Below are 24,124 nucleotides of genomic sequence, written 5' to 3'. Positions count from 1 at the left end.
CCGCCGCCATCCCCCGCCCGATACTCGATCTCGACAGCGTGGAGCTGCGCCTACCGCAGCGATATCACCTTCAGCCCGAGAATAACTATGTCTGCAACTACAAAAATCGATTTTATCTACCTCTCCGAGCAGGACATGATCCGCGCGGGTGTGACCGACATGCTGGCCTGCGTGAACACCATGGAGGAAATGTTCGGCCTGCTGTATGCCGGTGACTACCGCATGGCCGGCCCGAACAATGATTCCCATGGCGCGATGGTGATTTTCCCGCAGGATTCGCCGTTCCCGAACATGCCCAAGCCCACGGCGGATCGGCGCATGATGGCCATGCCGGCCTACCTGGGCGGCAGCTTCTGCACCGCCGGGGTGAAATGGTACGGCTCCAATATCGCGAACCGCGAAAAAGGCCTGCCGCGTTCGATCCTGATGTTCACCCTGAACGACCCCGACACCGGCGCGCCGTTGGCCCATATGTCGGCCAACCTGCTGTCGGCGTACCGCACCGGTGCGATCCCCGGCGTGGGCGCACGCCACCTGGCGCGCAAGGACTCGAAAGTCGTCGGCCTGCTTGGCCCGGGCGTGATGGGCAAGACCACCCTGGCGGCCTTCATCGCGGTGTGCCCGCATATCGACACCCTGAAGATCAAGGGCCGTGGCCAGCAGAGCCTCGACAACTTTATCGCGTGGGTCGAACAGACGTATCCGCAGATCACCACGATAGACGTGGTCGACACCCTCGAAGCGGTGGTCCGCGACTCGGACCTTGTTACTTATTGTAGCTCCGGTGCCACGGGCGACCCCTCGATCTACCCAATTGTGCGGCGTGAGTGGGTCAAGCCAGGCGCTTTCCTCGCGATGCCGGCGTCTTGCTCCCTCGACGCGGGAATGGAGCAGCCCGACGTACGCAAGGTGCTCGACAACACCGGTCTGTACCAGGCCTGGTTCGAGGAATTGCCCAAGCCTGCGCATCACAACGTGCCGGTCATTGGCGTGCGCTTCATGGACATGATTGCCGAAGGCAAGATGCAGCTCGATGACGTCGAAGACATCGGCAAGATCATCGCCGGGGCCGCGCCTGGCCGCAGGAACGATGAGGAAATCATCATCATGTCGGTGGGCGGCATGCCCGTCGAAGACGTGGCCTGGGGCACGGTGGTGTACCGCAACGCCGTCAAGCACGGCATCGGCGTGACCTTGAACCTGTGGGAAACCCCGGAGCTGCGCTGAGCCGTAGCTTCATTCACTTTGACGAGGCATTCGACATGACAAAAATCACCAAGCTCAAGACCGGCTCACCGTTCGAAGACCAGGCCAGCTATTCGCGCCTGGTGTGCGTGGACAACTGGATCTACGTGTCCAACACCGCCGGCCGTAACCCCCAGACCAAGCTGATCCCGGAGGATGTCCTGGAACAGGCGCACCAGGTGTTCGCCAACATCGAATCGGCCCTCAAGGCTGTCGATTCGAGCCTGGCCGACGTGGTGTGTTCGCGGGTGTTCATCCAGGACCCCAAGGACGTGCCGGCGGTGATGGGCCTGATCGGCGAGAAGTTTCGCGGCGTCGACCCGGCCAGCACCGTGACCTGCCCACCACTGGGCTCGACGGTCTACAAGGTGGAGCTGGAAGTGACGGCGTATCGCAACGCGTCGAAGGCGCAGGTCGACCTCATTCGCCTGTCGCAATAATCGTCACGCGGCCATGCACAGGCCTGGCCGCCCTTATTCGTTTACCGAGTCCTGACCATGGCACCGACAATAGCGCCCGTGACAACCTCCACCGTGTTTCCCAGCGCGACTGCCGTCGTCATCATTGGCGGCGGGATCATCGGCCTCACGGCTGCGCTGACCTTGGCTGAGCGCAATATCGCCGTGGTGGTCCTGGAAAAAGGCCGGATCGCCGCCGAACAGTCGTCCCGCAACCTGGGCTGGGTGCGCAAGACCAGCCGCCACGCGGCCGACATCCCGCTGGCCCTGGCCGCCGACCGCTTGTGGGCGCAGATGCCCGAGCGGGTAGGGGCGGATGTGGGGTATCGCCAGGAAGGCATCATGTTTGTCGGGCGCACCCCGGCGCAAATGGCAATGCACGAGGGCTGGCTCAAGTCGGTGGAGCATTTGTCGCTGGATTCACGCCTGCTCAGCAAGCGTGAGATCGACGCGCTGGTGCCAGGCGGCACGGGTGACTGGGCCGGTGGCATCTTTACCCCTTCCGATGCGCGTGCCGAACCGACGCTGGCCAGCAGCGCGATTGCCAGGGCCGCCATGGACAGGGGCGTGGTGATCATCGAGCAGTGCGCGGTGCGTACGCTGCAGATGTCCGGCGGCGCGGTCAGCGGTGTGGTCACGGAAAAGGGCGAAATCCGTTGTGATCATGTGCTGCTGGCGGGGGGCATGTGGTCGAGGCGCTTTCTGGGCAACCTCGGTGTGGCGTTGCCGACCCTGCCCCTGACCTGCTCGGTACTGCGTACCCACCCCATGGAGGGGCCGACGCAGATCGCGGTCGGCGCGCCGGACTTTTCGTTTCGCAAGCACCAGGACGGCGGTTTCATCATTACCCAACGGGGCAAGTTGGATGCGTTCCTGACCCTCGACCATCTGCTGCTCGCCAAGCAATACATGCCGCAGTTCCGTGCGCAACGCAGTGTGCTGAACGTGTCGCTGGGCAAGCCGTTCATCAATGACCTGGCCCTGGCGCGGCGTTGGCGCGCCGACAGCGTCAGCCCGTTCGAGCGCGTCAGGGTGCAGGATCCGGCGGCCAACCCGCAGCTCAATAACGACGCGATGAACAACCTGATGGCCGCCTGGCCGGTGTTTGAACACGCACGGATCGCCCAGGCCTGGGCCGGCACTATCGACGTGACACCCGATTCCAACCCGGTCATCGGCCCGGTCGCGCAGATTCCGGGGCTGACCGTGGCCACCGGTTTCTCGGGTCACGGCTTCGGTACATCGCCGGCGGCGGGTCATCTCGCCGCGGACCTGGTCAGTGGGCATGCGCCGATCATTGACCCAAGCCCTTATCGCTTCGACCGTTTCTAAAGGAGCAAGCCCATGCCTGCAGACAGCTGTTTCTTCACCAACCGTTCGGGCCTGCGCCTGCATTATTTGCGCTGGGGCGCATCGAGTGGCGTGCCCCTGGTGCTGTTGCACGGCCTGCGCGCCTATGCCCAGACCTGGGAGTCGCTGGTGCAATCCCTGGGGGAGGGCTACTGCATCTATGCCCTCGACCAGCGTGGTCGTGGGTTGAGCGACTGGGCCGAGCCCTCCACGTATCACACCCAATCCTATGTCGAGGACCTTGAGGATCTGATCGCCCATGTCGGCCTGCAGCGCTTTGTCCTGCTCGGGCATTCATTGGGCGGCGCCAACGCCCTCGAGTATGCGCGGCAACATCCGGGACGCTTGCTGGGGTTGCTGATCGAGGACATCGGCCCCGGCTCTTCAACCCAGGGCGATGGCGCCGCACGTATCCGCCGCGAGATGGGCCAGACGCCGTTGCAGTTCGACAATTGGGACGCGGCCCGCACGTTCTGGAGGGCTTCGCGCCCGGGGTTGTCGGAGCAGGGCCTGGCGTCGAGGCTGGCGCATTCGATGCAGGAACGCGACGGTGTGATTGGCTGGCGCCATGATCAGCAGGGGATTGCCCAGGCCCGCCTGAGTATCGAGCCGACGGACCTGTGGCCAGCGGTGCGCGCGCTGGATTGCCCCAGCCTGTTCATTCGTGGTGGTCGCTCGGACTTCCTGCCGCCGGCGACGCTGCAGGCGATGAGGGCCAGCAACCCCCATGTGCGGACGGTGGAGGTCGCCGACGCGAGCCACTATGTGCACGACGATCAGGGCGCGGTGTTCAACGCGCTGATTGCAGGCTTTCTGGCGAACCTTGACCCGCCGAGGCAATGAGCGGCGGTTGCCCGCCAATGTCGATATCAGGCACCGGCGTGCCGCTATGAGGCTATTTTTGCGGCGCGCAGGCCGCGTACTGTGACCCGTCATTAAGAAATGATGATCGCCTGACCTTCCAGTCAGTACGTCTTAACGTCGATCACAGAGAATAAAAAACAACGATGAATAGCCTGATTTCCAAGGATTCCAACGGCCAGTTGGCGCAGGGCTTCAAGCCGCGTCATGTCACCATGCTCTCCATTGCAGGCATTATCGGCGCGGGGCTGTTTGTCGGCTCCGGGCACGCCATCGCGGCGGCGGGGCCGGCCGTGATGCTGGCGTATCTGTTTTCCGGCCTGTTGGTGGTGCTGGTCATGCGCATGCTGGGGGAGATGGCGGTGGCCAACCCCGACACCGGCTCATTCTCGACCTACGCCGACCAGGCCATCGGCCGCTGGGCCGGGTTTACGATCGGCTGGCTGTACTGGTGGTTCTGGGTGCTGGTGATTCCCATCGAAGCCCTGGCCGCCGGGCATATCCTCAACCAGTGGTTGCCGCAGATCGACGCTTGGCTGTTCGCCTTGTTGTCGATCTTTTTGTTGGTGGTCACCAATTTGTTCAGCGTCTCCAAGTACGGTGAATTCGAGTTCTGGTTTGCCATGGCCAAGGTGGTGGCGATCATCGGCTTCATCGGCCTGGGAGGCGCGGTGCTGATGGGCTGGATTCCCGAGCGGGAGGCCAGCGGCCTGAGTCGCCTGATGGAAGAACACGGTGGTTTCGCGCCTAACGGCCTGTCGGCGGTGGTCGGGGCATTCATCACCATCATGTTCAGCTTTATCGGCACGGAAGCCGTCACTATCGCGGCTGCCGAGTCCAATAACCCGGCGCAGAATATCGCCCGGGCCACGCGCTCGGTGATGTGGCGCATCGGCGTGTTCTACGTGTTGTCGATCTTCGTGGTGATTTCCGTGGTGCCGTGGAATGACCCGCTGTTGGCGTCGGTAGGTTCTTATCAGCGCGCCCTGGAGCTGATGAACATTCCCCACGCCAAGTTACTGGTGGACGTGGTGGTGTTGATTGCCGTGGCGAGCTGCATGAACTCGTCCATCTACATTGCTTCACGCATGCTGTATTCCCTGGGCAAGCGCGGGGATGCGCCCACGCTGATGAAAAAGACATCGGCAGCGAGTGTGCCGAGGGCCGCCGTGATCGCCAGCACGATCCTCGGGGCAGGCGTGACCTTGCTCAGTTACTTCATGCCCGCTGGATTGTTCCAGTTTCTGCTGGCCAGCTCGGGGGCCATCGCCTTGCTGGTGTACCTGGTGATCGCCGTGTCGCAACTGCGCATGCGCAAGGTCCTGCAACGCCGTAATGTCACCCTGACGTTCAAGATGTGGCTGTTTCCCTGGCTGACCTGGGTGGTCATCGTCTTCATCTGTTGCGCATTGGCGGTGATGCTGCTGACGCCCGAGCACCGCTTTGAGGTGTCGTCGACCATCGGCCTGGCCTTGCTGATTTCCCTGGTCGGCGTGATCACGGCGCGGCAGCCCGACCGCACCCAAAAACCGATCCCCCTGGCTTCGCGCCCATGAACCCCCGGCCGGTCACCTGTTTGGTATTCGTGCTGCTGGATCAGTTCACCCTGATCTCGTTGGCGTCGGCGGTAGAGCCGCTGCGCATGGCCAACCAACTGGCAGGCCAGGAGCTGTATCGTTGGCAGACCGCCAGTGTCGACGGTCATCCTGTGTGGGCCAGCGACGGCATGCCCATCACGCCGGACTGTTCCATAGCCGCTGCGCCCTCTGCGGATATCGTCGTGGTGTGCGGCGGCACGGGTATTCAACACACCCTGAGCGATGAATTGATGAAGTGGCTGCGGACCCAGGCGCGTTATTCCAGGCGCCTGGGTGGTATTTGTACCGGCAGTTGGGTATTGGCCCGGGCGGGGCTGCTCGACGGGTTTGAATGCAGCGTGCATTGGGAGTGGCTGGCGGCCATGCAGGAAGCTTTTCCACGGGTGAGCCTCAGCGCCAGCGTGTTCACCCTCGACCGCGATCGCCTGACCAGCTCGGGCGGCACCGCGCCCATGGACATGATGCTGCACCTGATCGGGCGTGAGCATGGGCATGAGTTGTCGGCGGCGATTTCGGACATGTTCGTGTACGAGCGCATGCGCAACGAGCAGGATCATCAGCGCGTGCCGCTCAAGCATATGCTCGGCACCCAGCAGCCGAAGCTGCAGGAAATCGTCGCGCTGATGGAGGCCAACCTGGAAGAACCGATCGACCTGGATGAATTGGCCGAGTACGTGGCCCTGTCACGCCGGCAGCTTGAACGCATGTTCCAGAAGTACCTGCACTGTTCGCCCTCGCGTTACTACCTGCGGTTGCGGCTGATCCGCGCGCGTCAGTTGCTCAAGCAAACCCCCATTTCCATCGTGGAGCTGGCCTTGCTCTGCGGGTTTGTGTCCACGCCGCACTTCTCCAAATGCTACCGCGAGTACTTTGGCGTGCCGCCCAGTGACGAGCGCCTGGTGACGGCAGGCGAGCGAGCCGTCATGTTGAAGCCGATGATTCGCGCCGTACCGGTGCCGATGCCAATGAGTGCCCTGGAGCAGGCGCGGGGGGAGTCGACCTTTGCCAGTGTCCGGCTCAAGGCCAGGCGCTGAGAGTACGGTGAGTGGCGCTGATCAGCGACGCTTGCGTTTCGAATTTCAGGCGCCACTCACGCCGGGTTCAAACCCGCATGAACGCCTTGATTCGCTCGCCGCACTGATCGGCACGAATCATCCCAGGCGCCGCATCCAGCGCAACCAGGCCGTCTTCCATGAAAATCACCCGGTCGGAAATGGACAGGGCGAAGTCCATCTCGTGGGTCACGATCAGCATGGTCATGCCTTCTTTGGCCAGGTCGCCGATGACCTTGAGCACGTCGCCCACCAGTTCCGGGTCAAGGGCAGACGTCGGCTCATCAAACAGCATGATATGTGGATCCATGGCCAATGCGCGGGCGATTGCCACGCGTTGTTGCTGCCCCCCAGACAACTGATGCGGATACTTGTGCGCGTGAGCCAGCAGTCCGACCTTGTCCAGCAGGGCGTAGGCGCGCTGCTCGCTGATGAGCTTGTCGCGGCCGTGATAGCGCGGCGCGAGGGTGACGTTGTCGAGAATGGTGCGATGGGGAAACAGGTTGAAGCCCTGGAACACCATGCCGATGTGCTGTACCCCACGGCGTACTTGTTGCGTGTTGGTGTTGTCACCGGCGTGGATATAGCTTTCGCCGAACAGAATGATCTCGCCTTGGTCGATGCTTTCCAGGGCGTTGACGGTGCGAATCAGCGAGGTTTTCCCCGAGCCGGACGGGCCGATGATGGAAACCACCTGACCCACATTTACATCAAGGTTGATGCCTTTGAGCACAGCGTGCTGGCCGTAGCGCTTGTGAATGTCGACCAGTTGCAGGGCGGGTGCCGAGCCAGGCCCGGAGGCTTTCCGAGCGCTTGCCGAAGGAGGGGCGGGTTGTGATGCGCGTAGGCGCCCCATGCTGGTGTCATCCAGCGTCCGGGGTGTGCGGTTGTTGAGTTCCAGGTGGTGCTCCAGCCAATGAAACAGCCAGCCGAGCACGGTCACGATCAGCACGTAATACACCGCCACAGCCGACAGGGTTTCCATCACCAGGAAGTTTTGCGCGTAAAGGCGCTGGCCCACGGTCAACAGTTCGGTCAAGGAAATCACCGAGACCAGCGAGGTCAGTTTCACCACGGTGATGTATTCGTTGATCAGCGTCGGCAGGGAAATGCGGAACGCCTGGGGGATCACGATCAGGCGCTGCAAACCGATCAGGCCGATGCCCAGCGCGCGGCCGGCCTCTTTTTGACCTTTGGCCACGGATATCAAGCCACCACGGTGGATTTCCGCCATATAGGCCGCTTCGGTGACCACCAGGGCCAACAGGCCGGAATAGAACGGGTTGGACAGGACGCCACGGGTGACCGGGAACATCTGCGGCAGGTTATAGACGAACACCACGAGTACCAGCAGCGGCACGCTGCGAAAGAACCAGATATAAATCGACGCCGGCACGCTGATCCAACGCGCGGCCGAAAGCTTGGCCGAAGCCAGCAGGAAGCCCAGCAGCATGCCGATGAACCAGGCCAGCGTGCTGAGCTCCACCACCGTAATGCAGGCTTTCCAGAAGTCCGAGAGCGAAAACAGAGAAAAAAAGTAAGGCCATTCAAATTGCATGTGTCTCTCCAACTGCTGGCGTCGACACAGGCTTTACCTGGGCCGGGCAGTCAAGCGAAAGCCGCCGACTGTGGGAGCGGCTGCGCTCCCACAGGGCTGCACCGGGTCAGTTAGTCGGTTCTTCGAGGTTGTATTTCTTCAACAGGGCGGTGTATTCACCGGAGGCCTTGCTCGCCTCAAAGGCCTTGAGCAGTGCCTGATAGAGCGCGTCGTTGCCTTTCTTGACGTAAATCCCCAGCGTCTGCTGATAGATCGAGTGCTCGGTGCTCACCACGACGCGGCCCTTGGTGCGTTCTGCGATCATGCCGGCGGCGCCGTCGATCTCCACCTGAGCCTGCACATTGCCGGAGAGCAGCGCCTGGGTTACCTCCGGTGCGGACGGGAACTCGCTGACCATAATCGCGCCCTTGTTATTCGGAGTGCAGTAGTCGGTCGAGAGCGTGTTGAACTGCGTCACCCACGTGGTGCCTTTTTCCAGGCCGACTTTCAGGCCGCAGAGGTCTTCCGGTACTTTCGGTTTCAGCGGGCTGTCCTTCAGCACCATGATCGCTGCGCCGGTCTTGGCGTACGGGATGGTTTGCGCTTGCGTCTGCCGCTGGGGCGTGATGTACATGCCGGAGATGATCGCGTCGTAGTGGCCGGCGTTCAGGCTGAGGATCAGGTTGGAAAACTTGGTGTCGACGAAGTCGGCCTTGAGGTCCAGGTGCTTGGCGAGCAGGTGCGCCAGCTCGGGGTCGGAACCGACGACGTTTTTATGTTCGTCGTATGACTCGAAGGGCGGATAGGTGATTTCCATGCCGACCTTGAGTACGCCGGGTGTCACCGTCGTTGCTGCATGGGCGCCGGCCGCACCAAGGAGTGCGACGGCCAGCAGGGTCAAGCGGACAGCATGATTGATTGGATTGCGCATCATCGATGACTCCACGTCGGTAAAGTAGGGCTGGGCGGGTGGTTAAACAGGGCGGTGTGACCAGGCTGAGGGTTGCATCAGGACGCGTCCTGCGCCTGGCTCTTCAAGTGACCGAAGCTCGATGGCTTGCGTGCTTTCTCGTACAGCTTGAGTTCGCCCCGTTCGACTTTGCGGCGCAGGTACTGATAGGTCTGCAACGCTTGGCCGAACATGTGCTCACCGATGGTGATTTCCTCGTAATCCTTAGCGTCTTCAAGAAACTGTGGCAGTGGCTTGATCTGCGTATGGAAGTCGCACGCGTAGAAGAGTGGGAAGGCGTAGCGCTCTTCGCTGACGGTTCGCACTCGGTGAGCCGTAGCGACGAACGTACCCGCGGTCATGACCTCCAGCATGTCGCCGATGTTGACCACAAAGGCACCGTCCACGGGTGGCGCATCAATCCATTGGCCTTGATCGTTCATCACCTCGAGGCCTGGCTTGTCGGCAAGCAAAATGGTGAAGCACTCGTAGTCGGTATGTGCACCAATGCCGGGTGCGTCTTGGGCGGCCAGGTCAAAGGGGTAGTGAATCAGGCGCAGTTTCGACGGTGGGCGGGTAACCAGTGCCTCGAAATAGTCCTCTTCAAGGCCTAATGCGAGCGCGAAGCCCTTGAACAGGCGACGCCCCAGCGCAAACACCGCAGCGTAGTACGCTTCGACGGCGGGACGGAAACCCGGCAGGTCCGGCCATTCATTGGCCCCGATCAAGGGGGTTCCGGCCCTGACCAGCGGATCGTCTTCGCCCACTTCAAAACCGATATCGAACGCCTCCTTGTGGTCCGGTTTGCCTTTGGCATAGACCTCTTCGCCTTCAGGCACAAACCCCTTGTGGCTGCGGGAGGTGCCGATGTAATGCTGCATCTTGTACGCAAGGGATTGCGCAAACAGGTCCTTCGCCGCGTGGCGCAAGCCGTCGATCAGCGACGACTCGATGCCGTGGTTCTTGATGTACAGAAAACCCACTGCGCGGGCGGCGTTACCGAGTTCTTCGGCCACTGCCTGGCGCTGTGCGATGTCGTCGCTGTACAGCCCGGCGATGTCCACCAGCGGAATGCGATTGAAGTTGGCGGCCTTTGGCGTTTGGTCAGGCATGAAGTAACGCTCCTTATCGGGTTGAGGCACCGCTGAAGCGCCGGAAATGCTCGCGCTCGGTATTTGCCATCCACACATTCAGCGACCACAGGTCGGCCACCGGCACATTGGTGAAGGGCAGGTGATGCAGGTAGCCGTCGGCACCGAACTCCGGTGTCAGCGTGCTGACCTGATAGCCGCGACTTTCCTGGGATCGCCAGATGGCCTCCCAATGCTGCTGATGGAAGGCCAGCGCTTGGGTGTACTCGGGAGCGGCGGGGTGGGGAACCTGGGGCCCCTGGTCATAACCGACCCGGGCTTGAATGTGGTGAACGCGCTCGACGAAAGCGCTGAGGTCATCTTCCGGATCGTTGAGCAGGCGCTCGCAGGTGACCACCCAATGACTGATGTCGCTGGTGAAGCGCAGGTCCGGCAGTTGACGAATCAGCTCGAGGGTGACCCAAGGGTTGAACAACGAGCGCGCACGATGGGTTTCAAAGGCGCACACCTGGCCGTGCTTGCGCGCGACGTCCATTGCGCGGCCAAAGAAGTCGACTTGCTGTGCCAGTGGCCAGCGGTCGTTGCCAGCCAGCAGGTTGATGAAGCGCGGCGACAACTCAGCCGCCCAAGCGAATTTTTTATCGAGGTCCAGAAGGTGTTCGTCGACGCTCGCCGATTGTTGCGGCAGAACATCGTAGGCGCTGAAGACGGTACTGATATAGCTGACATGGTTGGCGCGTAGAAAGGCTGCGAACTCGGCGCGTTCGCTGGCGGTCATGGGCAGGCGGGCGTCCATGCCATCGAACCCGGCCTCAAGCAACTCTTCGAGCGCTTGTGCCTTGCTCGCGGTGTAGCCCCACAACGTCCGGAATACTTCCAACTTCATCGATCTGCTCCAAAGGTGCCTTCGCATGATTGACACAGCGGCGTTTCGGCGTGGACCGAAACGCACAAAAAACGGCAGTGACAATCAGAAAAGGCAATCTTCGGGCCGCATCTCTGTGGAAAGGCTCCTTTGTTGCCGCCAATAGTAGGGAGAGGCGCTTGGCGGAAAGAATAGGGAAGTGCAAATAGATAGTTCAGAGATTTCTAAACTATTGAGGGGCGACGGGTAACGCGCGGGTGACGGCGAATCTGAAGGCGACGGTAAAGCCGCCTCCTGCTTTATGGCTACTGGGCGTTCAGCCCGTCGAGAAACTCTGTGTGTTGCAACGTCCTGGAAAACATCGGCAGCGTGAAGCGTTCTGCGGCCTGTTGTTGTTCGTCGGTGAAGGTCGCTGTGCAATCGATCAGGGTCACCACGTTATAGCCCTTCTCATAACCCGATCGAACCGTGCCTTCGACACAGCAATTGGTCAGGAAGCCCGCCACCACCAGGGTCTGGATGCCGTTGTTGCGCAGCACCAGGTCCAGGCCTGTGGTAGCAAAACCGTCCAGCCCGCGCTTGCCCTCCACGAGGATGTCGCCGGCTTCCCGGGTAATCGCCTCGCTGATGTCGACGCCCCAACCGTTCATGTACGGGTTGAATCGAGCCAGACCGTGACACTCAGTCCGCGTTGTTGCGCGGTATCGGTAAACGACAATTGGACGCGTGCCCCGGTACGCTCGGTGATCGCCTTGACGATGGACAAACCGAGCCCCGAGCCCGCCTCATCGGTTCCCAGGCCGCGATAGAACGGATCGAATACCCGTGCCTGTTCCTCGAGGGGGATTCCAGGCCCTGAGTCCTGGATCAGCAGTTTGACCGCACCGGGCACCGACGCCACCGACAGATCGACGCGGCCGCCCGCTGGGGTATAGCGGATCGCGTTATCCACCAGGTTCTTGACCAGGGTAAACAGGTCCATCCGGTTGAAGGTGAGGTGCACATCCTGGGTGCTTTCGACGCCAATATCGAGCTGTTTGCATTCAGCCAATGGCAACAGGTCTTCCAGGACCTGTCGGTAGATTTCATGCACTGACACCACGCTTTGATCCCGGGCTGCCTCCGATTGCGCCGCGGCCAGGCTCAGCAGTTGGTCGATCAATTGGCGTCCGCGCTCGATACCCCGTGAAAGAGGCAGCAAGCGCTCGCGGGTCTGGGATGACATGTGCGTGGCGGCCAGTCGTTCGGCCTGCAGGGACAGGGCGGTCATGGGCGAGCGCAATTCATGGGCCGCGTCGGCAACGAAACGGCGTTGGTTGTCCATGGACCGGGCAACCCGTGCCAGCAAGCGATTGATGGCCACCACAAACGGGCGGATTTCGGTGGGCAGATGCTGTTCATGTATCGGGTGCAGTTCCTGTTCGGCGCGCTGATCTATTTCCGCCGACAGGCTGGCGATGGGGCGAAACAGCTTGCGCACCAGGTCGCCGACGACCAGCAACAGCACGGGAAACAGGATCAGGAACGGCAGCAGGCTGCGCCAGGCGCTTTCTCGTGCATCGTTGTCGCGGGCGTCGGACTCCTGGGCCACCGCAATACGCTCGCCGTTGGCGGTGGTCCTGACCAGTACACGGAAAGCCTCGCCCGCCACCTCGACCGTGGACAACCCTTCGGCCAAGTTGGCCGGGAATGGCAGTGGAATGACCTCATCGGTGAGACCCGAGGGATCGATACCGTCGCCAAGGTGTTGAATGATCAACCGGGACTCTTCGTCGTCGCCGTCGATGGTGGTGCCTTGCGGGTACTGCAGGGTCATGTGCTGGCGATCAAACAGGATCGCCACCTGGCGCAGGGTGTCGTCCTGCTGTTCGTGGGCTTCTTCGAAGGCTGAGACGAATGCAAACCCGCTGGCAATCAAGGCGACCAGCAAAATGGCCAGCGACAGGGCCACCGAAAGCCGCAGTTGTACCGATTCACTCAAGCGTTTCTTGACACCATCCATCCCATGCCCCTGACGTTCTTGATCACATGACTGCCCAACTTGCGCCGCAAGGCGTGAATCAGGAACTCGATGGCGTTGCTTTCAACTTCATTGCCCCAACCATACAGGCGCTCTTCCAGTTCGCAGCGCGAGAGGATCGCACCGGGACGGATCAACAGGGCTTGCAGCAGCGCGAACTCGCGGCTGGATAGCGCTATATCGCTGAGTTCGACGGTTGTCGCTTGCTTGGACAGCAAGTCCAGCGAGACCACGCCATTACTGAGCACGGGTAATGCATTGCCGCCCTTGCGGCGCAGCACGGCACGCATGCGCGCGAGCAATTCCGCCATGTTGAACGGCTTGAGCAGGAAGTCGTCGGCGCCGCCATCCAGGCCGCGCAGGCGATCATCCAGGCTGTCTCGGGCGGTAATGATCAGCAAGGGCACCGGGTTGTTACGCTCGCGGATGGTCGCCAGCACGTCGAGGCCGTCCTTGCCGGGCAGGCCAAGGTCCAGCAGCACCAGGTCATAGTGATGGGTGTCGAGTGCGGCCAGGCCGCTGAGGCCGTTCTTGACCCAGTCCGCGGCATAGCTGGCGTCGCTGAGTGCGCGCTGGATAGCATCGCCAATCATCGAATCGTCTTCGACCAACAGTATCCGCATGTCCCTCTCCGCAAAAAAACAGGCGCGGCAGGGCTGACTGTCGCGCCTGTATTGAAGCACCTGCGCGGGTATTTGTCCGCACCGGACGGTATCAGCCTTTCATCGCGTCGAATGCCTTGAGCAGGTCGTCCATAGCAGCCTTGCAATCAGCCTGTTTCGGGCTGCTGTCACGCAGTGCCGACAGGGCACGGTCGATGGCTTTGTCCAGTACATGCCAGTCACTGGCCGCGCGCGGCTTGATGCCGGCTTCGGCCGAGTCCCAGGTGGACTCCAGGTCTTTGATCCGGGCTTTCGCGCCAGGCAGGTCGTTTTTGTCGACCAGGCCGGCCACTTCGACGGCGATGCTGCGGAACTCGGACAGGTCGCCCAGTTTCGAGGCGGCCTTGCCCTGGCTGTTGGTCGAACCTGGCGTGACGGGGGCCTGGGGTTTATCGGCAGGTTTCGAGCAGCCGGCAGCGATACCCAACAACAGGATCGAAGCGGCGATTGCGGCGCGGCGAATAAGGTTTTGAACAGGGCGCATGATGAGGTCCTTGAGGGTAATTGAGTTATGGGCGCAGGGTTCTGCGGTTGCCGACGCCGATTTGTGCGACGGCCACCAACAGGACAATCACGCAGAGGAAGATCGCGCTGGTCCAGCTGGCGCCCATGCCCAGGCCGCCGTAGGTCTTGGCCTGGGTCAGCAAGTCGCCGAGGGAGGCACCGAAGGGGCGAGTCAGGATGTAAGTGATCCAGAAGGTCAGGACCACATTGGCACCCAGGCGCCAGGCGAGCAGGGTTGCGCCGATCATCAGCGCAAAAATCACCGCGCCCAGGGTGAAGCCCAGGCCCAGCGCTTCGGTGGCCAGGTCGCCGGCGGCGGTGCCGAGCGCGAAGGTGCACAACACGGTGGCCCAGTAGAACACCTCGCGCCGTGGGGTCACGATGGCCCGGATCGACAGGCTGCGTTCGGTGCGGTACCAGACCAGGAAGTTGAGGGCGAGCAGGACCGAGAAGATCACCGTGCTGGTATACAGGCTGATGTCGAGTTTATCGGTGAGGATGTCGGTGATCTGCGTCCCGACAATGCTCACCAGCACCACGGTCAGCCAGTAGATCCAGGGGGTGTAGGCTTTGGTGCGCAGCTGGAAAAACAGCGCAATGGCCAACAGGGCGGCCATGCCGATGCTGGTCCAGCCGGCACCCAGGCCCGCATCGACGGCGAGATAGTCCGCGCCGGTTTCGCCCACGGTGGTGGACAGGATCTTGATCACCCAGAATGACAGGGTCACCTCGGGTACTTTGTTCAGCCAGCGGGCTGCTGTGGCATTCATCGGGTTTACCTCTCCTGTGCGCGGTGGTGGCGCAGGGGAGAAGGTACGGCACGAAACTTAGCCGGGACTGAGGGCCGGCGACCTATGCGGAAAATACATGCGCCACGCCGATTGTCGTCAGCTGCACCGTGCTGCCGGTCAAGGGCGCCTGCAGGCCCGAACTGCGTACCAGGATCGCGCGCCCCGGTGCGCCATCGTCAGGCTGCAGCGCCACGGTCAGGGTGCAGGTGTTCCCGCCAAAATCACGCTCGGTCACCACGCCCTGGCAGCCGGCGCCTGACCCCGTGCTGACCTGCAACTGCTCGGGGCGCAGCATGATCTGTGCAACGGGACAATTGTCCAGGCTGTTGACCGCGATACGGCCCAGTTCGCAATGGGCCCATCCGGCTTCGAGCCTGGCAGGCAGGATCACTGCATCGCCCAGGAACAAGGCGGTCTGTTGGTCGCCGGGGGACTGGTACAGGTCCATCGGATGGCCGGACTGCACCAGGCGTCCCTGACGCATCACGGCCAGTTGATCGGCAAACGACAGCGCCTCACTCTGGTCGTGCGTCACCAGAATCGTGGTAATACCGGCGTCGCTCAGCAGCCGTGCGACCATCTTGCGCATCGCCGCACGCAGGCCGGTGTCCAGCGCCGAAAAGGGTTCGTCCAGCAGCATCAGGCGTGGTTGTTGCGCCAGTGCACGGGCCAGGGCCACCCGTTGTTGCTGCCCGCCGGACAGTTCGTGGGGCCAGCGCCGCGCCATGCTGGCGTCAAGGGCCACGCTGTCCATCAGTTCGGCGATGCGTGATTCGCGTTGCGGGCCCTTGGCGGCCAGGCCAAAGGCGATATTGTCGGCCACGCTCATATGCGGGAACAGCGCACCGTCCTGCGGCACATAACCGATCTGGCGTTGATGGGCCGGGACGGCGTGCGTGGCGTCGACCAGCAGTTGGCCATTGAGCGCAAGGCTGCCGCTATCGGGAAACTCGAATCCGGCGATCATCCGCAGCAGCGTGGTCTTGCCTGAACCTGACGGCCCGACGATCACCGTTCGGCTGCCGGTGGGCACCGACAGGTTGACGTCGGCCAAGGCGCGCTGGCTGCCGAAGGACTTACAGATTGCATTGAGTTCGAGGGCGTTCATCGGCCAGCCGTGCGTTTGGATTGGTGATAGAGGAGGCCGGTCAACGGCAGGGACAACAGGATCATGATCAGCGCGTAGGGGGCTGCGGCGGCGTAGTCAATTTCACTGGTCATTGCCCAGAAGCCGGTGGCCAGGGTGCGGGTGCCGTTGGGGGCCAGCAGCAATGTGGCGGTCAGCTCATTGGTGATCGCCAGGAACACCAGTGCGGCACCGGCCGCTGCACCTGGTGCGGCCAGGCGCAGGGTGATCAGCCAGAGTGCACGGGCGGGCGAGCGGCCGAGGCTGCGTGCCATGTGTTCCAGCTCCACCGGCGCCTGGGCGATCCCGGCCCGCAAGCTCACCAGCGCCCTGGGCAAAAACATCAGCAGGTAGGCGAGCAGCACGGTGATCGTGGTCTGGTAGATCGGTCGCGCGAAGTGAATGGTCACGGTCACCAGTGCCAGGGCGACGACGATGCCGGGCAAAGAGCTGGTGATGTAGTTGCAGCTCTCCAGGATGCGCTGCAAGCGCCCTGGCGCACGTATCGACAGCCAGGCAATCGGCACCGCCGCGCAGGTGGTCAGCAGCGCTCCGGCAGCGCCGAGCAACAGGGTTTGCTCGAGGGCCGGCAGCAGTTCATTCATCTGCCACACGGCCACGCCGCCGGCGACCAACCATTTGCCCAGGGTAATCAGCGGCACACCCAGGGCCAGCGCGCAGGTGAACGCTTGCAGACCAAGGGCGGCGATGCGGATGGGAGTGCCCAGGCGCAGGGTGCGCTGGTCCCGGGCACTGCCCGAGCCGACCCGTGCATAACGCGCGGCACCGCGGGCCGCCGATTCGATCGTCAGCATCGCCAGGCTGCACAGTGCCAATACCGCCGCCAGCATGTTGGCGGCCGGGCCATTGAAGGTCGACTTGAACTGGTCGAAGATCGCCGTGGTGAAGGTGTCGAAGCGGATCATCGCGTACAGGCCGTATTCGGCCAGCAGGTGCAGGCCCACCAGCAGCGCGCCGCCGCAGATCGCCAGGCGCAACTGCGGCACCACCACCCTGAAGAACACCGCCCAGGGTTTGAGCCCCAGGGATTCGGCTACGTCTTCGATAGCAGGATCGAGTCGCCGCAACGTGGCCGCCACCGGGAGGTACAGAAACGGAAAGTAGGCGATGACCGAGACCAGCACGCCCGCCGGCAAGCCATGGATCGACGGCACCAGGCTGACCCAGGCATAGCTGTGCACAAAGGCCGGCACCGCGAGGGGAGCCACTGCCAGCAATGACCACAGACGGCGTCCCGGCAGGTCGGTGCGTTCGGTCAACCAGGCCAGCGCGACGCCCAGCGCCACGCACAAGGGCAGGGTGATGACCACCAGCAATACGGTGTTGACCAGCAACTCGGCAACCCGAGGCCGGAACACCAAGGCCTCGATCTGTGCCCAGCCGATTTGCCAGGACACACCGATCACGAAGGCGATGGGCAACAGGGCCAGCAGCGAAACCAGCACCGATAAACCGGTGACCCATGCGCCGCCACGCCTGAAAAAAAGCGCGTGGCTGCGCTGTGAAGGTCGCGCGGGTATCGACCGGGCGGCAGCCGCCTCCAGGGTTTCAGGCAACAATCAGAGGAGTCCGGCCTGGGTCATCAATGCGACGGCTTTTTTGCTGTCGAGTTTGGACGCATCAACCTTGGGAGCATCGAGCTGCGTCAGCGGTACCAGTTTGGGGTTCGACTCGGCGTTCCGGCCCACGGCGTACTCGAACGAATTGCCGCTCTTGAGAATCGCCTGGCCGTCCGGGCCGGTGATCCACGCCAGGAAAGCCTGGGCCTGCTCCTTGTGTGTGCTGGAGGCCAGCACGCCGGCACCGGAGATGCTGACGAACGCGCCCGGGTCCTGGTGCTTGAAGTAGTGCAGCGCGGTGTTCTTGCTGTTTTCGCCGGTCTTGGACTGATCGACGAAGCTGTAGTAGTGGTAGATCACGCCACTGTCGACCTGGCCGGCATTGACGGCCTTGAGTACCGCACTGTTGCCGCGGTAAATGCTCGCGTTGGCTTTCATTGCCTTGAGCCAGTCGAGGGTGGCGGCCTCGCCCTTGAGTTCGAGCACGGCAGCGACGATCGCCTGGAAGTCGGCCCCGGCCGGGGAGGCGGCCCAGCGGCCTTTCCAGTGGGGAGAGGCAAGGTCCATCAGGGATTTGGGCAGGTCGGCTTCCTTGAGCGCGCCCGGGTTATACACAAACACCGTCGAGCGCGCAGCGATACCCACCCATTTGCCGTGGGCCGGACGATAGGCTGCACCGACCTGTTCCAGGGTGGTCGGCGCCACGGGGGCAAACAGCCCGGCGTTATCGACCAGCACCATCGCCGGTGAGTTTTCGGTGAGGAACACATCGGCCGGGGAGGCAGCACCTTCCTGCACAATCTGGTTGCCCATCTCGGTGTCATCGCCATTGCGGATGGTCACCGGAATCCCGGTTTCCTGGGTAAACCCTTCGACCCACGCCTTGGTCAGGCTCTCGTGCTGGGCGTTGTACACCACGATGCCAACGCTGTCGCTCGCGGCATAGACGTGCCCGGCGGCGAGCAGCGCGCCGACCAGCAGGGCTTTTTCAAGGAACGACGGAAAACCGATAGTCATGAGAGGGCAAGCTCCTGATGGTGAGGGTGTGCTTGAGGAATATAGCTGGAGATTCCTGACCAATAGGAATCATTTGCATGCTGAGGCGCGGCGAATGTAGAGCCGGGAATGAAAAAAAAACGTGAAAAAAAGGTGAGTTTTACCGAGCGCGCCCCACGGTGTTTGCAGGCATGTGTCATTCACCCGAAATGGCGCGCTACGGCAATTACTAAGTTCTGAAGCGAAGCACCAGGTCGTTCAGGTTTACAGCCAACCGTGACAGCTCATTACTTGCCGTCAGCGTCTGGCGAGTGCCTTCGCTGCTTTGAACGGCAAGGTCGCGGATGCTTATCAGGCTGCGATCCACATCACGCGCTACGTGAGCCTGTTCCTCGGAGGCGGTTGCGATCTGGATATTGCGATCGTTGATTTCGAGTACGGAATCTATGATCTGGCGCAGCGACTGGCCGGCTTGCTCCGCCGTATCTCGCGTGCTGTAGACCTCAGACGTGCTCATCTGCATCGATTCGACGGCGGCTGAGGAGCCTGTTTGAATCGTCGAGATCATCTGTTCAATTTCCTGGGTAGAGGTTTGGGTGCGGTGCGCCAGTGCCCTGACTTCGTCGGCGACCACTGCAAAACCGCGGCCTTGTTCTCCTGCGCGGGCTGCTTCAATTGCAGCGTTCAACGCCAGCAGATTGGTTTGCTCGGCAATCGCCCGGATAACGCCGAGTACCTTGCTGATGTCTTGCGCCTGGCCTGCTAGCGCTTTTACCTGCTCCGAGGAAACTTCGACTAACCCCGTCAGGCCGCGCATGGCCGTGAGCGTTTCAGTGACCCTTTTATTGCCAAGATCGGCTGCCAGGCTGGACTGCATTGCGGCTTCCGAGGTGGAGTTGGCATTGCGGGCAACCTCTTCGACAGCAGCGCTCATCTCGGTGACGGCCGTGGCAGCCTGCTCTATCTCGCTGTTCTGCTGTTGCAAGGTGCGATCAGCACTTTCCGTGATCGAAATCATTTCGACGGCAGCGCTGCTGAGTTGAGCTGAGGCGCCTGATATTTCCAGTATCGTGCTCCGGAGGTTCTTCTGCATGATATTGAGCGCATGCATCAAGCGGGATGCTTCATCCGAACCGGTGACTTCCAGGTCATGGGTAAGGTCGCCGGCCGCGATATCTTCCGCCAGTTTCAGGGACGAACTGATGGGGTTCACAATACTGTTGGTGAACAACGTGGCCAGCAGGGTAGTGAGCGCAAAAGCCACCACCAGCACAGCTATCAGTACCCTGACGCTATGGGTATAAACCTCTGCTGCATCCTGCCCCGACAAAACCGCCTGGCGTGCATTTTGCTCACGTAGAAGTGTGAGCTGCTCTTGATAGGCACTGGCCCGCTGTGCCTGCTCGGTGTTGGCGAACGTGATCGCTTGTTCATGGTCAGGCTGATCGAGGGCGAGTACTTTTTTCAGGCCCTCAATGTAGGCATCCATTGTTTGGCTGGCCTTCTCAAACTGCAGTTGATCCTGTTCGCCGGAGATCAGGTTGTCACGATAAAACGCGCTCTTCGCTTCAAGCGTTCGCATGGCCTCTTCGACCTTTGACAGCGACGCATCATGCACGTCTTTGGAGGTACTCGAGAGCATGCGGATACTCTCAAGGCGCGCATGCAGAAGGGCGATCTGAATATCGTCAATCACCTGGATGCTCGGCAGGGAGTTTTGCTCGATGTTCTGCTCCGCCGTGCGCAAATGACCGATTTGTAAATAGGAGAAGCCTGCCAAACTGATCAGCAAGAGGGTGATCAGACCGAAGCAGACGAACGCTCTGCGCGCGATATTCAAGGATCTTAGTTTCATATAGGCCTCCGAAGGCCGAGGTGTCAGGGGAGGGGGCAGCCCCTGCGTCAGTTTTTGTTGATCACGAACAAGGGCTGCCTTTGCAGGCGGCACATTGGCGCTGACTGTCATCCTGGCGGCGATGCGTACAGTGAGGAATTCAAAAAAATGAATCGAGGTGATAGTTGCGATAAATTATTGCGCGCTAATCATTAGTCTATTAAATATTTCCGTGGGCGCCTGATCCTTTGTCAAAGCGGCCGGAAATTCGTGCGAAGGAAACAAGGGCCTGCATGAGGTTAATCAGGCAAGCCCTTGATAGGTGGATGTTCAGGGTGGCGCTATGGGTCAAAACTCGGTTATGACGGTTACCCCTGCCGTCTCGAAGCGGTCCATGTTCGTCAGCGCGTCGATGGACTGTTCCAGGCTGATGGTTTTACCCACGAGTTTTTCAGGCGCCAGCTTGCCTGAGGTGATCATCTCGATCATGGCGCCATAACGATGCGCCTGCATGCCGTGGCTACCGTAGATCTCAAGTTCATGGGCGATAACCTTGCCCATGGGGATGGCCGGCGTGGCGTGATCAGCGAGCATCAGCCCGACCTGGACGTGCTTGCCGCGACGGCGCAGGTTGTTGATGGAGTTGAAACAGGTGGTTGGGTGGCCCAAGGCGTCCAGCGAGACGTGGGCACCGCCCTGGGTGACTTCCAGTACGGCTTCGGTGACGTCCGCGACGCACTGGGCATTGATGGTGGCGACAGCGCCGAGCGCACGTGCCAGGTCGAGTTTTTCCTGGGAAATATCGATGGCGATCACGTTCGCGCCAATGGCCTGGGCGATCATCACCGCAGACAGGCCGACACCTCCGCAGCCATGTACCGCGACCCACTGACCGGCGCTGACGTTGCCTTGGTCGACGACTGCACGGAACGAGGTGGCGAAGCGACAACCCAGGCTTGCAGCGGTTGCGAAGTCCATGCTCTCGGGCAGCGCGACCAGGTTCAGATCGGCCTGGTGGATGCCGACGTACTCGGCAAAAGTGCCCCAATGAGTGAAGCCCGGCTGGAATTGCGTGTGGCACACCTGCTGATTGCCGCTGTTGCACTGCGCACAAGCACCACAGCCACCCACGAACGGCACGGTCACCCGGTCACCGACCTTCCACCGCGTGACGTCGTGGCCCACCTCGGCCACGATGCCGGCCAGCTCATGACCCGGTACATGGGGCAGTTCAATGTCGGGGTCATGGCCTTTCCAGCCATGCCAGTCGCTGCGGCACACTCCGGTGCCAAGCACCTGGATCACCACGCCATGGCGTTCCGGAGATGGATCGGCCACGTTCATCAGGCGCGGCGGTTTGGAAAAGGCTTCGTAGACGACTGCTTTCATTCAAATTACCTAGGCTTGGAGGGGCGATTCAGGCATTGCCATTATGAATGAGCGCCTTGAAATTACCTTTCAATTTGCAATTGACCGAACGCAAGAATTGAAATTAACCTTCATTTTTAGGTGAGAATTTGAAGGGGTATTTCATGATTGAGCAGCTCGATAAGGCGGACGTTGCAATATCGGAGCGTTTGCAGCGGGACGGCAAGCTGTCGAATGTCAAGCTGGCCGAGCAGCTGTCCCTCAGCGAAGCGTCCTGTTGGCGCAAGCAAAGACGCCTGGAAGAATGCGGGGTTATCGAGGGATACCAGGCCGTTCTCAATCGAAAGAAACTCGGGCTGGGCCTGAAGGCGTTTGTCCAGATCTCCTGCACGGATCACAGCGAAGAAGCCACGGCAACGTTTGAAAAGATTATCCAGGCGGCCCCGCAGGTATTGAGTTGCCATAACACAACGGGGGAGGCGGACTTTCTCCTTGAGGTGGTTGCACGGGACCTGGACAGCTATAGCCGCTTTGTCGAAACAGTGCTGAGGAAGCTCCCTGGGGTTTCAAGTATTCGCTCGAACCTCTCCCTGCGAGAGATGAAGACCACTCATCGACTGCCCGTCAGCGAGCTCTTGAGCATCTGAAGGTCGTCGGGCACGTGGAGAGCCATCGTTCGTCCGGACAATCGAGCATTTCGGCACTGTTATCGAGCATTTCGGCACAGTCTCCCGGTTTTGTTCAACCTAGACTCGAGCTTCACTTTCAGACTCAGATGGAGCCGCGATGAACATCAGATTGATCCTGCCAGCACTTTCCATGGCCGTCACACTCAGTGGCTACGCTGCGGATTTCTCACTGACCAGCCGGGATATTGCTGACAACCGCCCGTTGACCCGTCGCGAAGTGTTCCAGGGCTTCGGTTGCGAAGGTGGCAACACGTCTCCTGAGCTTTCGTGGAAAAACGCCCCCGCAGGGACCAAAAGCTACGCGATCACCGTTTACGATCCCGATGCCCCCACCGGCAGCGGTTGGTGGCATTGGACGGTGGTCAACCTGCCAGCCTCCACCCATAGTTTGCCAAGCGGCGTGGGGGCGAACCTGCCTGCGGGTGCTGTGCAAGGGCGAACCGATTATGGCCAGCCGGGGTTCGGTGGCGCTTGCCCTCCTGTCGGCGATAAACCCCATCGCTATCAATTCACCGTGTGGGCCTTGAAAGCCGATAAGCTACCGCTCGACAACCAGGCCAGCGGAGCCTTGGTCGGTTACATGCTCAACGCCAACGTCCTGGCCAAAGCGACCATTACTTCCACTTACGGACGTTAAGAACCATGCGCCCTTGTGACGGCATACAGCACCGGGAAAATATTATCGATGCCTGTGTCATTCGGGCGCGACATGCCCTTACCTTGCCCAGGGTGCCGGTGTTCGTGACCACCTTGTGTCGAGTGCGGCAGGGGGAAAAACTGTTGCAATGGGATGACCGGGAAATGCGCGCAGGGCCTCGGCATCTGATTCTGATGCCGGCCGGGCGCGAGCTGGGTATCTCAAACTTCCCCGGCCCTCAGGGTCACTACATCGCCGATGCGGTGACCTTTCCCGTCTCGACATTGCGTCAATTCAGCAGTCGATATAGCCAGCAGATCAAGAGTGGTCGCGGTGCACTGAAGAGCGATCTATGCGTTCCCCTGGACAGGCACACCACCCAGGCATGGGAGCAGTTGCTGGTCGCCATCCATGCAAACGCCCCGCAGGCAATCTGCACACATTATGGGGAAGCGGTGCTGCTGAGCCTAAGCCTTGGCGGCCAGGCCGGACCTTTGCTGATGGGGCGCAACGATCCCTTGTGCGAGCGGGTGCAGCAACTGGTAATGGCCAGCCCGGAGAGAGACTGGACGGTTGCGAGCATCGCACAGCACATGAACCTGGGGGAGTCGACCTTGCGTCGCCAACTGGCGAACGAGGGTAATAGTTTCAGGAACATTCTGGAGGGCGTTCGACTGTCGACAGCATTACAACGGCTGCAGACAACGTCTCGCCCGATCGGTGAAATTGCCAGCGCCTGCGGCTACGCCTCCGCCTCCCGTTTTGCCGTGCGCTTTCGCTCACACTATGGCCTGTCACCCCGTGAATTGCGGGCTGCGATTTGAACCGTTGCGGCAGGGCTTCCCCCAGTCTGCCGGCCGGCAGTGCGAGCCAGGTGTTGACGTTTATCGGTGGGTACCGGACCAGACTGT

At 61.3% G+C, this 24,124-nt stretch carries 23 protein-coding genes; 9 read left to right on the top strand and 14 right to left on the bottom strand.

Annotated elements, in window-relative coordinates; genetic code table 11:
* Window positions 1-87 precede the first annotated feature (87 nt).
* From B9N88_RS00610 to B9N88_RS00585, 6 genes are all read left to right on the top strand, one after another.
* Entirely contained in the window at window positions 88-1,227 is a 1,140-nt protein-coding gene (locus B9N88_RS00610) for a tyramine oxidase subunit B (protein ID WP_027606669.1), read from the top strand.
* 35 nt (window positions 1,228-1,262) lie between these two features.
* A complete protein-coding gene (locus B9N88_RS00605; RefSeq protein WP_027606668.1) occupies window positions 1,263-1,685 on the top strand; it encodes a RidA family protein in 423 nt (140 codons plus the stop codon).
* Window positions 1,686-1,742: 57 nt separating this feature from the next.
* Window positions 1,743-3,035: an NAD(P)/FAD-dependent oxidoreductase gene (locus B9N88_RS00600; protein ID WP_027606667.1), complete on the top strand. Its 1,293-nt coding sequence runs from the start codon at window positions 1,743-1,745 to the stop codon at window positions 3,033-3,035.
* Between the two features lie 12 nt (window positions 3,036-3,047).
* On the top strand, window positions 3,048-3,896 hold the full coding sequence (locus tag B9N88_RS00595; RefSeq protein ID WP_027606666.1) for an alpha/beta fold hydrolase: 849 nt from the start codon (window positions 3,048-3,050) through the stop codon (window positions 3,894-3,896).
* Window positions 3,897-4,060: 164 nt separating this feature from the next.
* On the top strand, window positions 4,061-5,470 hold the full coding sequence (gene gabP, locus B9N88_RS00590; RefSeq protein WP_027606665.1) for a GABA permease: 1,410 nt from the start codon (window positions 4,061-4,063) through the stop codon (window positions 5,468-5,470).
* Entirely contained in the window at window positions 5,467-6,546 is a 1,080-nt protein-coding gene (locus B9N88_RS00585) for a choline metabolism transcriptional regulator GbdR (RefSeq protein ID WP_027606664.1), read from the top strand. The genes gabP and B9N88_RS00585 overlap by 4 nt, the downstream gene beginning before the upstream one ends.
* Before the next feature lie 67 nt (window positions 6,547-6,613).
* On the opposite strand, the gene B9N88_RS00580 is transcribed toward B9N88_RS00585, so the two are convergent.
* From B9N88_RS00580 to B9N88_RS00515, 14 genes are all read right to left on the bottom strand, one after another.
* On the bottom strand, window positions 6,614-8,122 hold the full coding sequence (locus B9N88_RS00580; RefSeq protein WP_027606663.1) for an amino acid ABC transporter permease/ATP-binding protein: 1,509 nt from the start codon (window positions 8,120-8,122) through the stop codon (window positions 6,614-6,616).
* Window positions 8,123-8,228: 106 nt separating this feature from the next.
* Window positions 8,229-9,032 (bottom strand): ABC transporter substrate-binding protein, encoded by an 804-nt coding sequence (locus B9N88_RS00575; RefSeq protein WP_027606662.1) that lies wholly within the window; start codon window positions 9,030-9,032, stop codon window positions 8,229-8,231.
* A 77-nt stretch (window positions 9,033-9,109) separates the two neighbouring features.
* Window positions 9,110-10,162, bottom strand: a complete 1,053-nt coding sequence (locus B9N88_RS00570) for an isopenicillin N synthase family dioxygenase (RefSeq protein WP_027606661.1) — start codon at window positions 10,160-10,162, stop codon at window positions 9,110-9,112.
* A gap of 13 nt (window positions 10,163-10,175) precedes the next feature.
* A complete protein-coding gene (locus B9N88_RS00565; RefSeq protein WP_027606660.1) occupies window positions 10,176-11,027 on the bottom strand; it encodes a sugar phosphate isomerase/epimerase family protein in 852 nt (283 codons plus the stop codon).
* 284 nt (window positions 11,028-11,311) lie between these two features.
* A complete protein-coding gene (locus B9N88_RS00560; RefSeq protein WP_223841593.1) occupies window positions 11,312-11,656 on the bottom strand; it encodes a cysteine hydrolase family protein in 345 nt (114 codons plus the stop codon).
* Window positions 11,653-13,008: an ATP-binding protein gene (locus B9N88_RS00555; RefSeq protein ID WP_027606659.1), complete on the bottom strand. Its 1,356-nt coding sequence runs from the start codon at window positions 13,006-13,008 to the stop codon at window positions 11,653-11,655. The genes B9N88_RS00560 and B9N88_RS00555 overlap by 4 nt, the downstream gene beginning before the upstream one ends.
* A complete protein-coding gene (locus tag B9N88_RS00550; protein WP_027606658.1) occupies window positions 12,984-13,649 on the bottom strand; it encodes a response regulator in 666 nt (221 codons plus the stop codon). The genes B9N88_RS00555 and B9N88_RS00550 overlap by 25 nt, the downstream gene beginning before the upstream one ends.
* 91 nt (window positions 13,650-13,740) lie before the next feature.
* Complete coding sequence (locus tag B9N88_RS00545; RefSeq protein WP_027606657.1) at window positions 13,741-14,172, bottom strand: hypothetical protein; 432 nt, start codon at window positions 14,170-14,172, stop codon at window positions 13,741-13,743.
* A gap of 25 nt (window positions 14,173-14,197) precedes the next feature.
* Window positions 14,198-14,962: a COG4705 family protein gene (locus B9N88_RS00540; RefSeq protein ID WP_027606656.1), complete on the bottom strand. Its 765-nt coding sequence runs from the start codon at window positions 14,960-14,962 to the stop codon at window positions 14,198-14,200.
* A gap of 82 nt (window positions 14,963-15,044) precedes the next feature.
* Window positions 15,045-16,091: an ABC transporter ATP-binding protein gene (locus B9N88_RS00535; RefSeq protein WP_027606655.1), complete on the bottom strand. Its 1,047-nt coding sequence runs from the start codon at window positions 16,089-16,091 to the stop codon at window positions 15,045-15,047.
* Window positions 16,088-17,686 (bottom strand): ABC transporter permease, encoded by a 1,599-nt coding sequence (locus B9N88_RS00530; RefSeq protein WP_027606654.1) that lies wholly within the window; start codon window positions 17,684-17,686, stop codon window positions 16,088-16,090. Before B9N88_RS00530 ends, B9N88_RS00535 begins: the two co-directional genes overlap by 4 nt.
* 3 nt (window positions 17,687-17,689) lie before the next feature.
* Window positions 17,690-18,706 carry an iron ABC transporter substrate-binding protein gene (locus B9N88_RS00525; RefSeq protein WP_027606653.1) on the bottom strand — a complete coding sequence of 339 codons (1,017 nt, stop codon included), beginning with the start codon at window positions 18,704-18,706 and terminating at the stop codon, window positions 17,690-17,692.
* 208 nt (window positions 18,707-18,914) lie between these two features.
* Window positions 18,915-20,540, bottom strand: a complete 1,626-nt coding sequence (locus tag B9N88_RS00520; RefSeq protein ID WP_027606652.1) for a methyl-accepting chemotaxis protein — start codon at window positions 20,538-20,540, stop codon at window positions 18,915-18,917.
* A gap of 327 nt (window positions 20,541-20,867) precedes the next feature.
* Window positions 20,868-21,908 carry a zinc-dependent alcohol dehydrogenase family protein gene (locus tag B9N88_RS00515; RefSeq protein ID WP_027606651.1) on the bottom strand — a complete coding sequence of 347 codons (1,041 nt, stop codon included), beginning with the start codon at window positions 21,906-21,908 and terminating at the stop codon, window positions 20,868-20,870.
* A 143-nt stretch (window positions 21,909-22,051) separates the two neighbouring features.
* Between B9N88_RS00515 and B9N88_RS00510 the strand changes: the two genes are divergently transcribed.
* The 3 genes from B9N88_RS00510 to B9N88_RS00500 all read left to right on the top strand — a co-directional run bounded on the left by B9N88_RS00510 (window position 22,052) and on the right by B9N88_RS00500 (window position 24,037).
* Entirely contained in the window at window positions 22,052-22,534 is a 483-nt protein-coding gene (locus tag B9N88_RS00510; RefSeq protein ID WP_027606650.1) for an Lrp/AsnC family transcriptional regulator, read from the top strand.
* Window positions 22,535-22,673: 139 nt separating this feature from the next.
* Complete coding sequence (locus tag B9N88_RS00505; protein WP_027606649.1) at window positions 22,674-23,213, top strand: kinase inhibitor; 540 nt, start codon at window positions 22,674-22,676, stop codon at window positions 23,211-23,213.
* A 5-nt stretch (window positions 23,214-23,218) separates the two neighbouring features.
* On the top strand, window positions 23,219-24,037 hold the full coding sequence (locus B9N88_RS00500) for a helix-turn-helix transcriptional regulator (RefSeq protein WP_027606648.1): 819 nt from the start codon (window positions 23,219-23,221) through the stop codon (window positions 24,035-24,037).
* Window positions 24,038-24,124 lie beyond the last annotated feature (87 nt).

Origin of the sequence: Pseudomonas sp. LAMO17WK12:I1 (assembly GCF_900177315.1) — a bacterium.
Classification (GTDB): Bacteria; Pseudomonadota; Gammaproteobacteria; order Pseudomonadales; family Pseudomonadaceae; genus Aquipseudomonas; species Aquipseudomonas marginalis.
The sequence above is the reverse complement of the archived record's forward strand: the minus strand, read 5'-3'. Positions and strand labels throughout refer to the sequence as shown.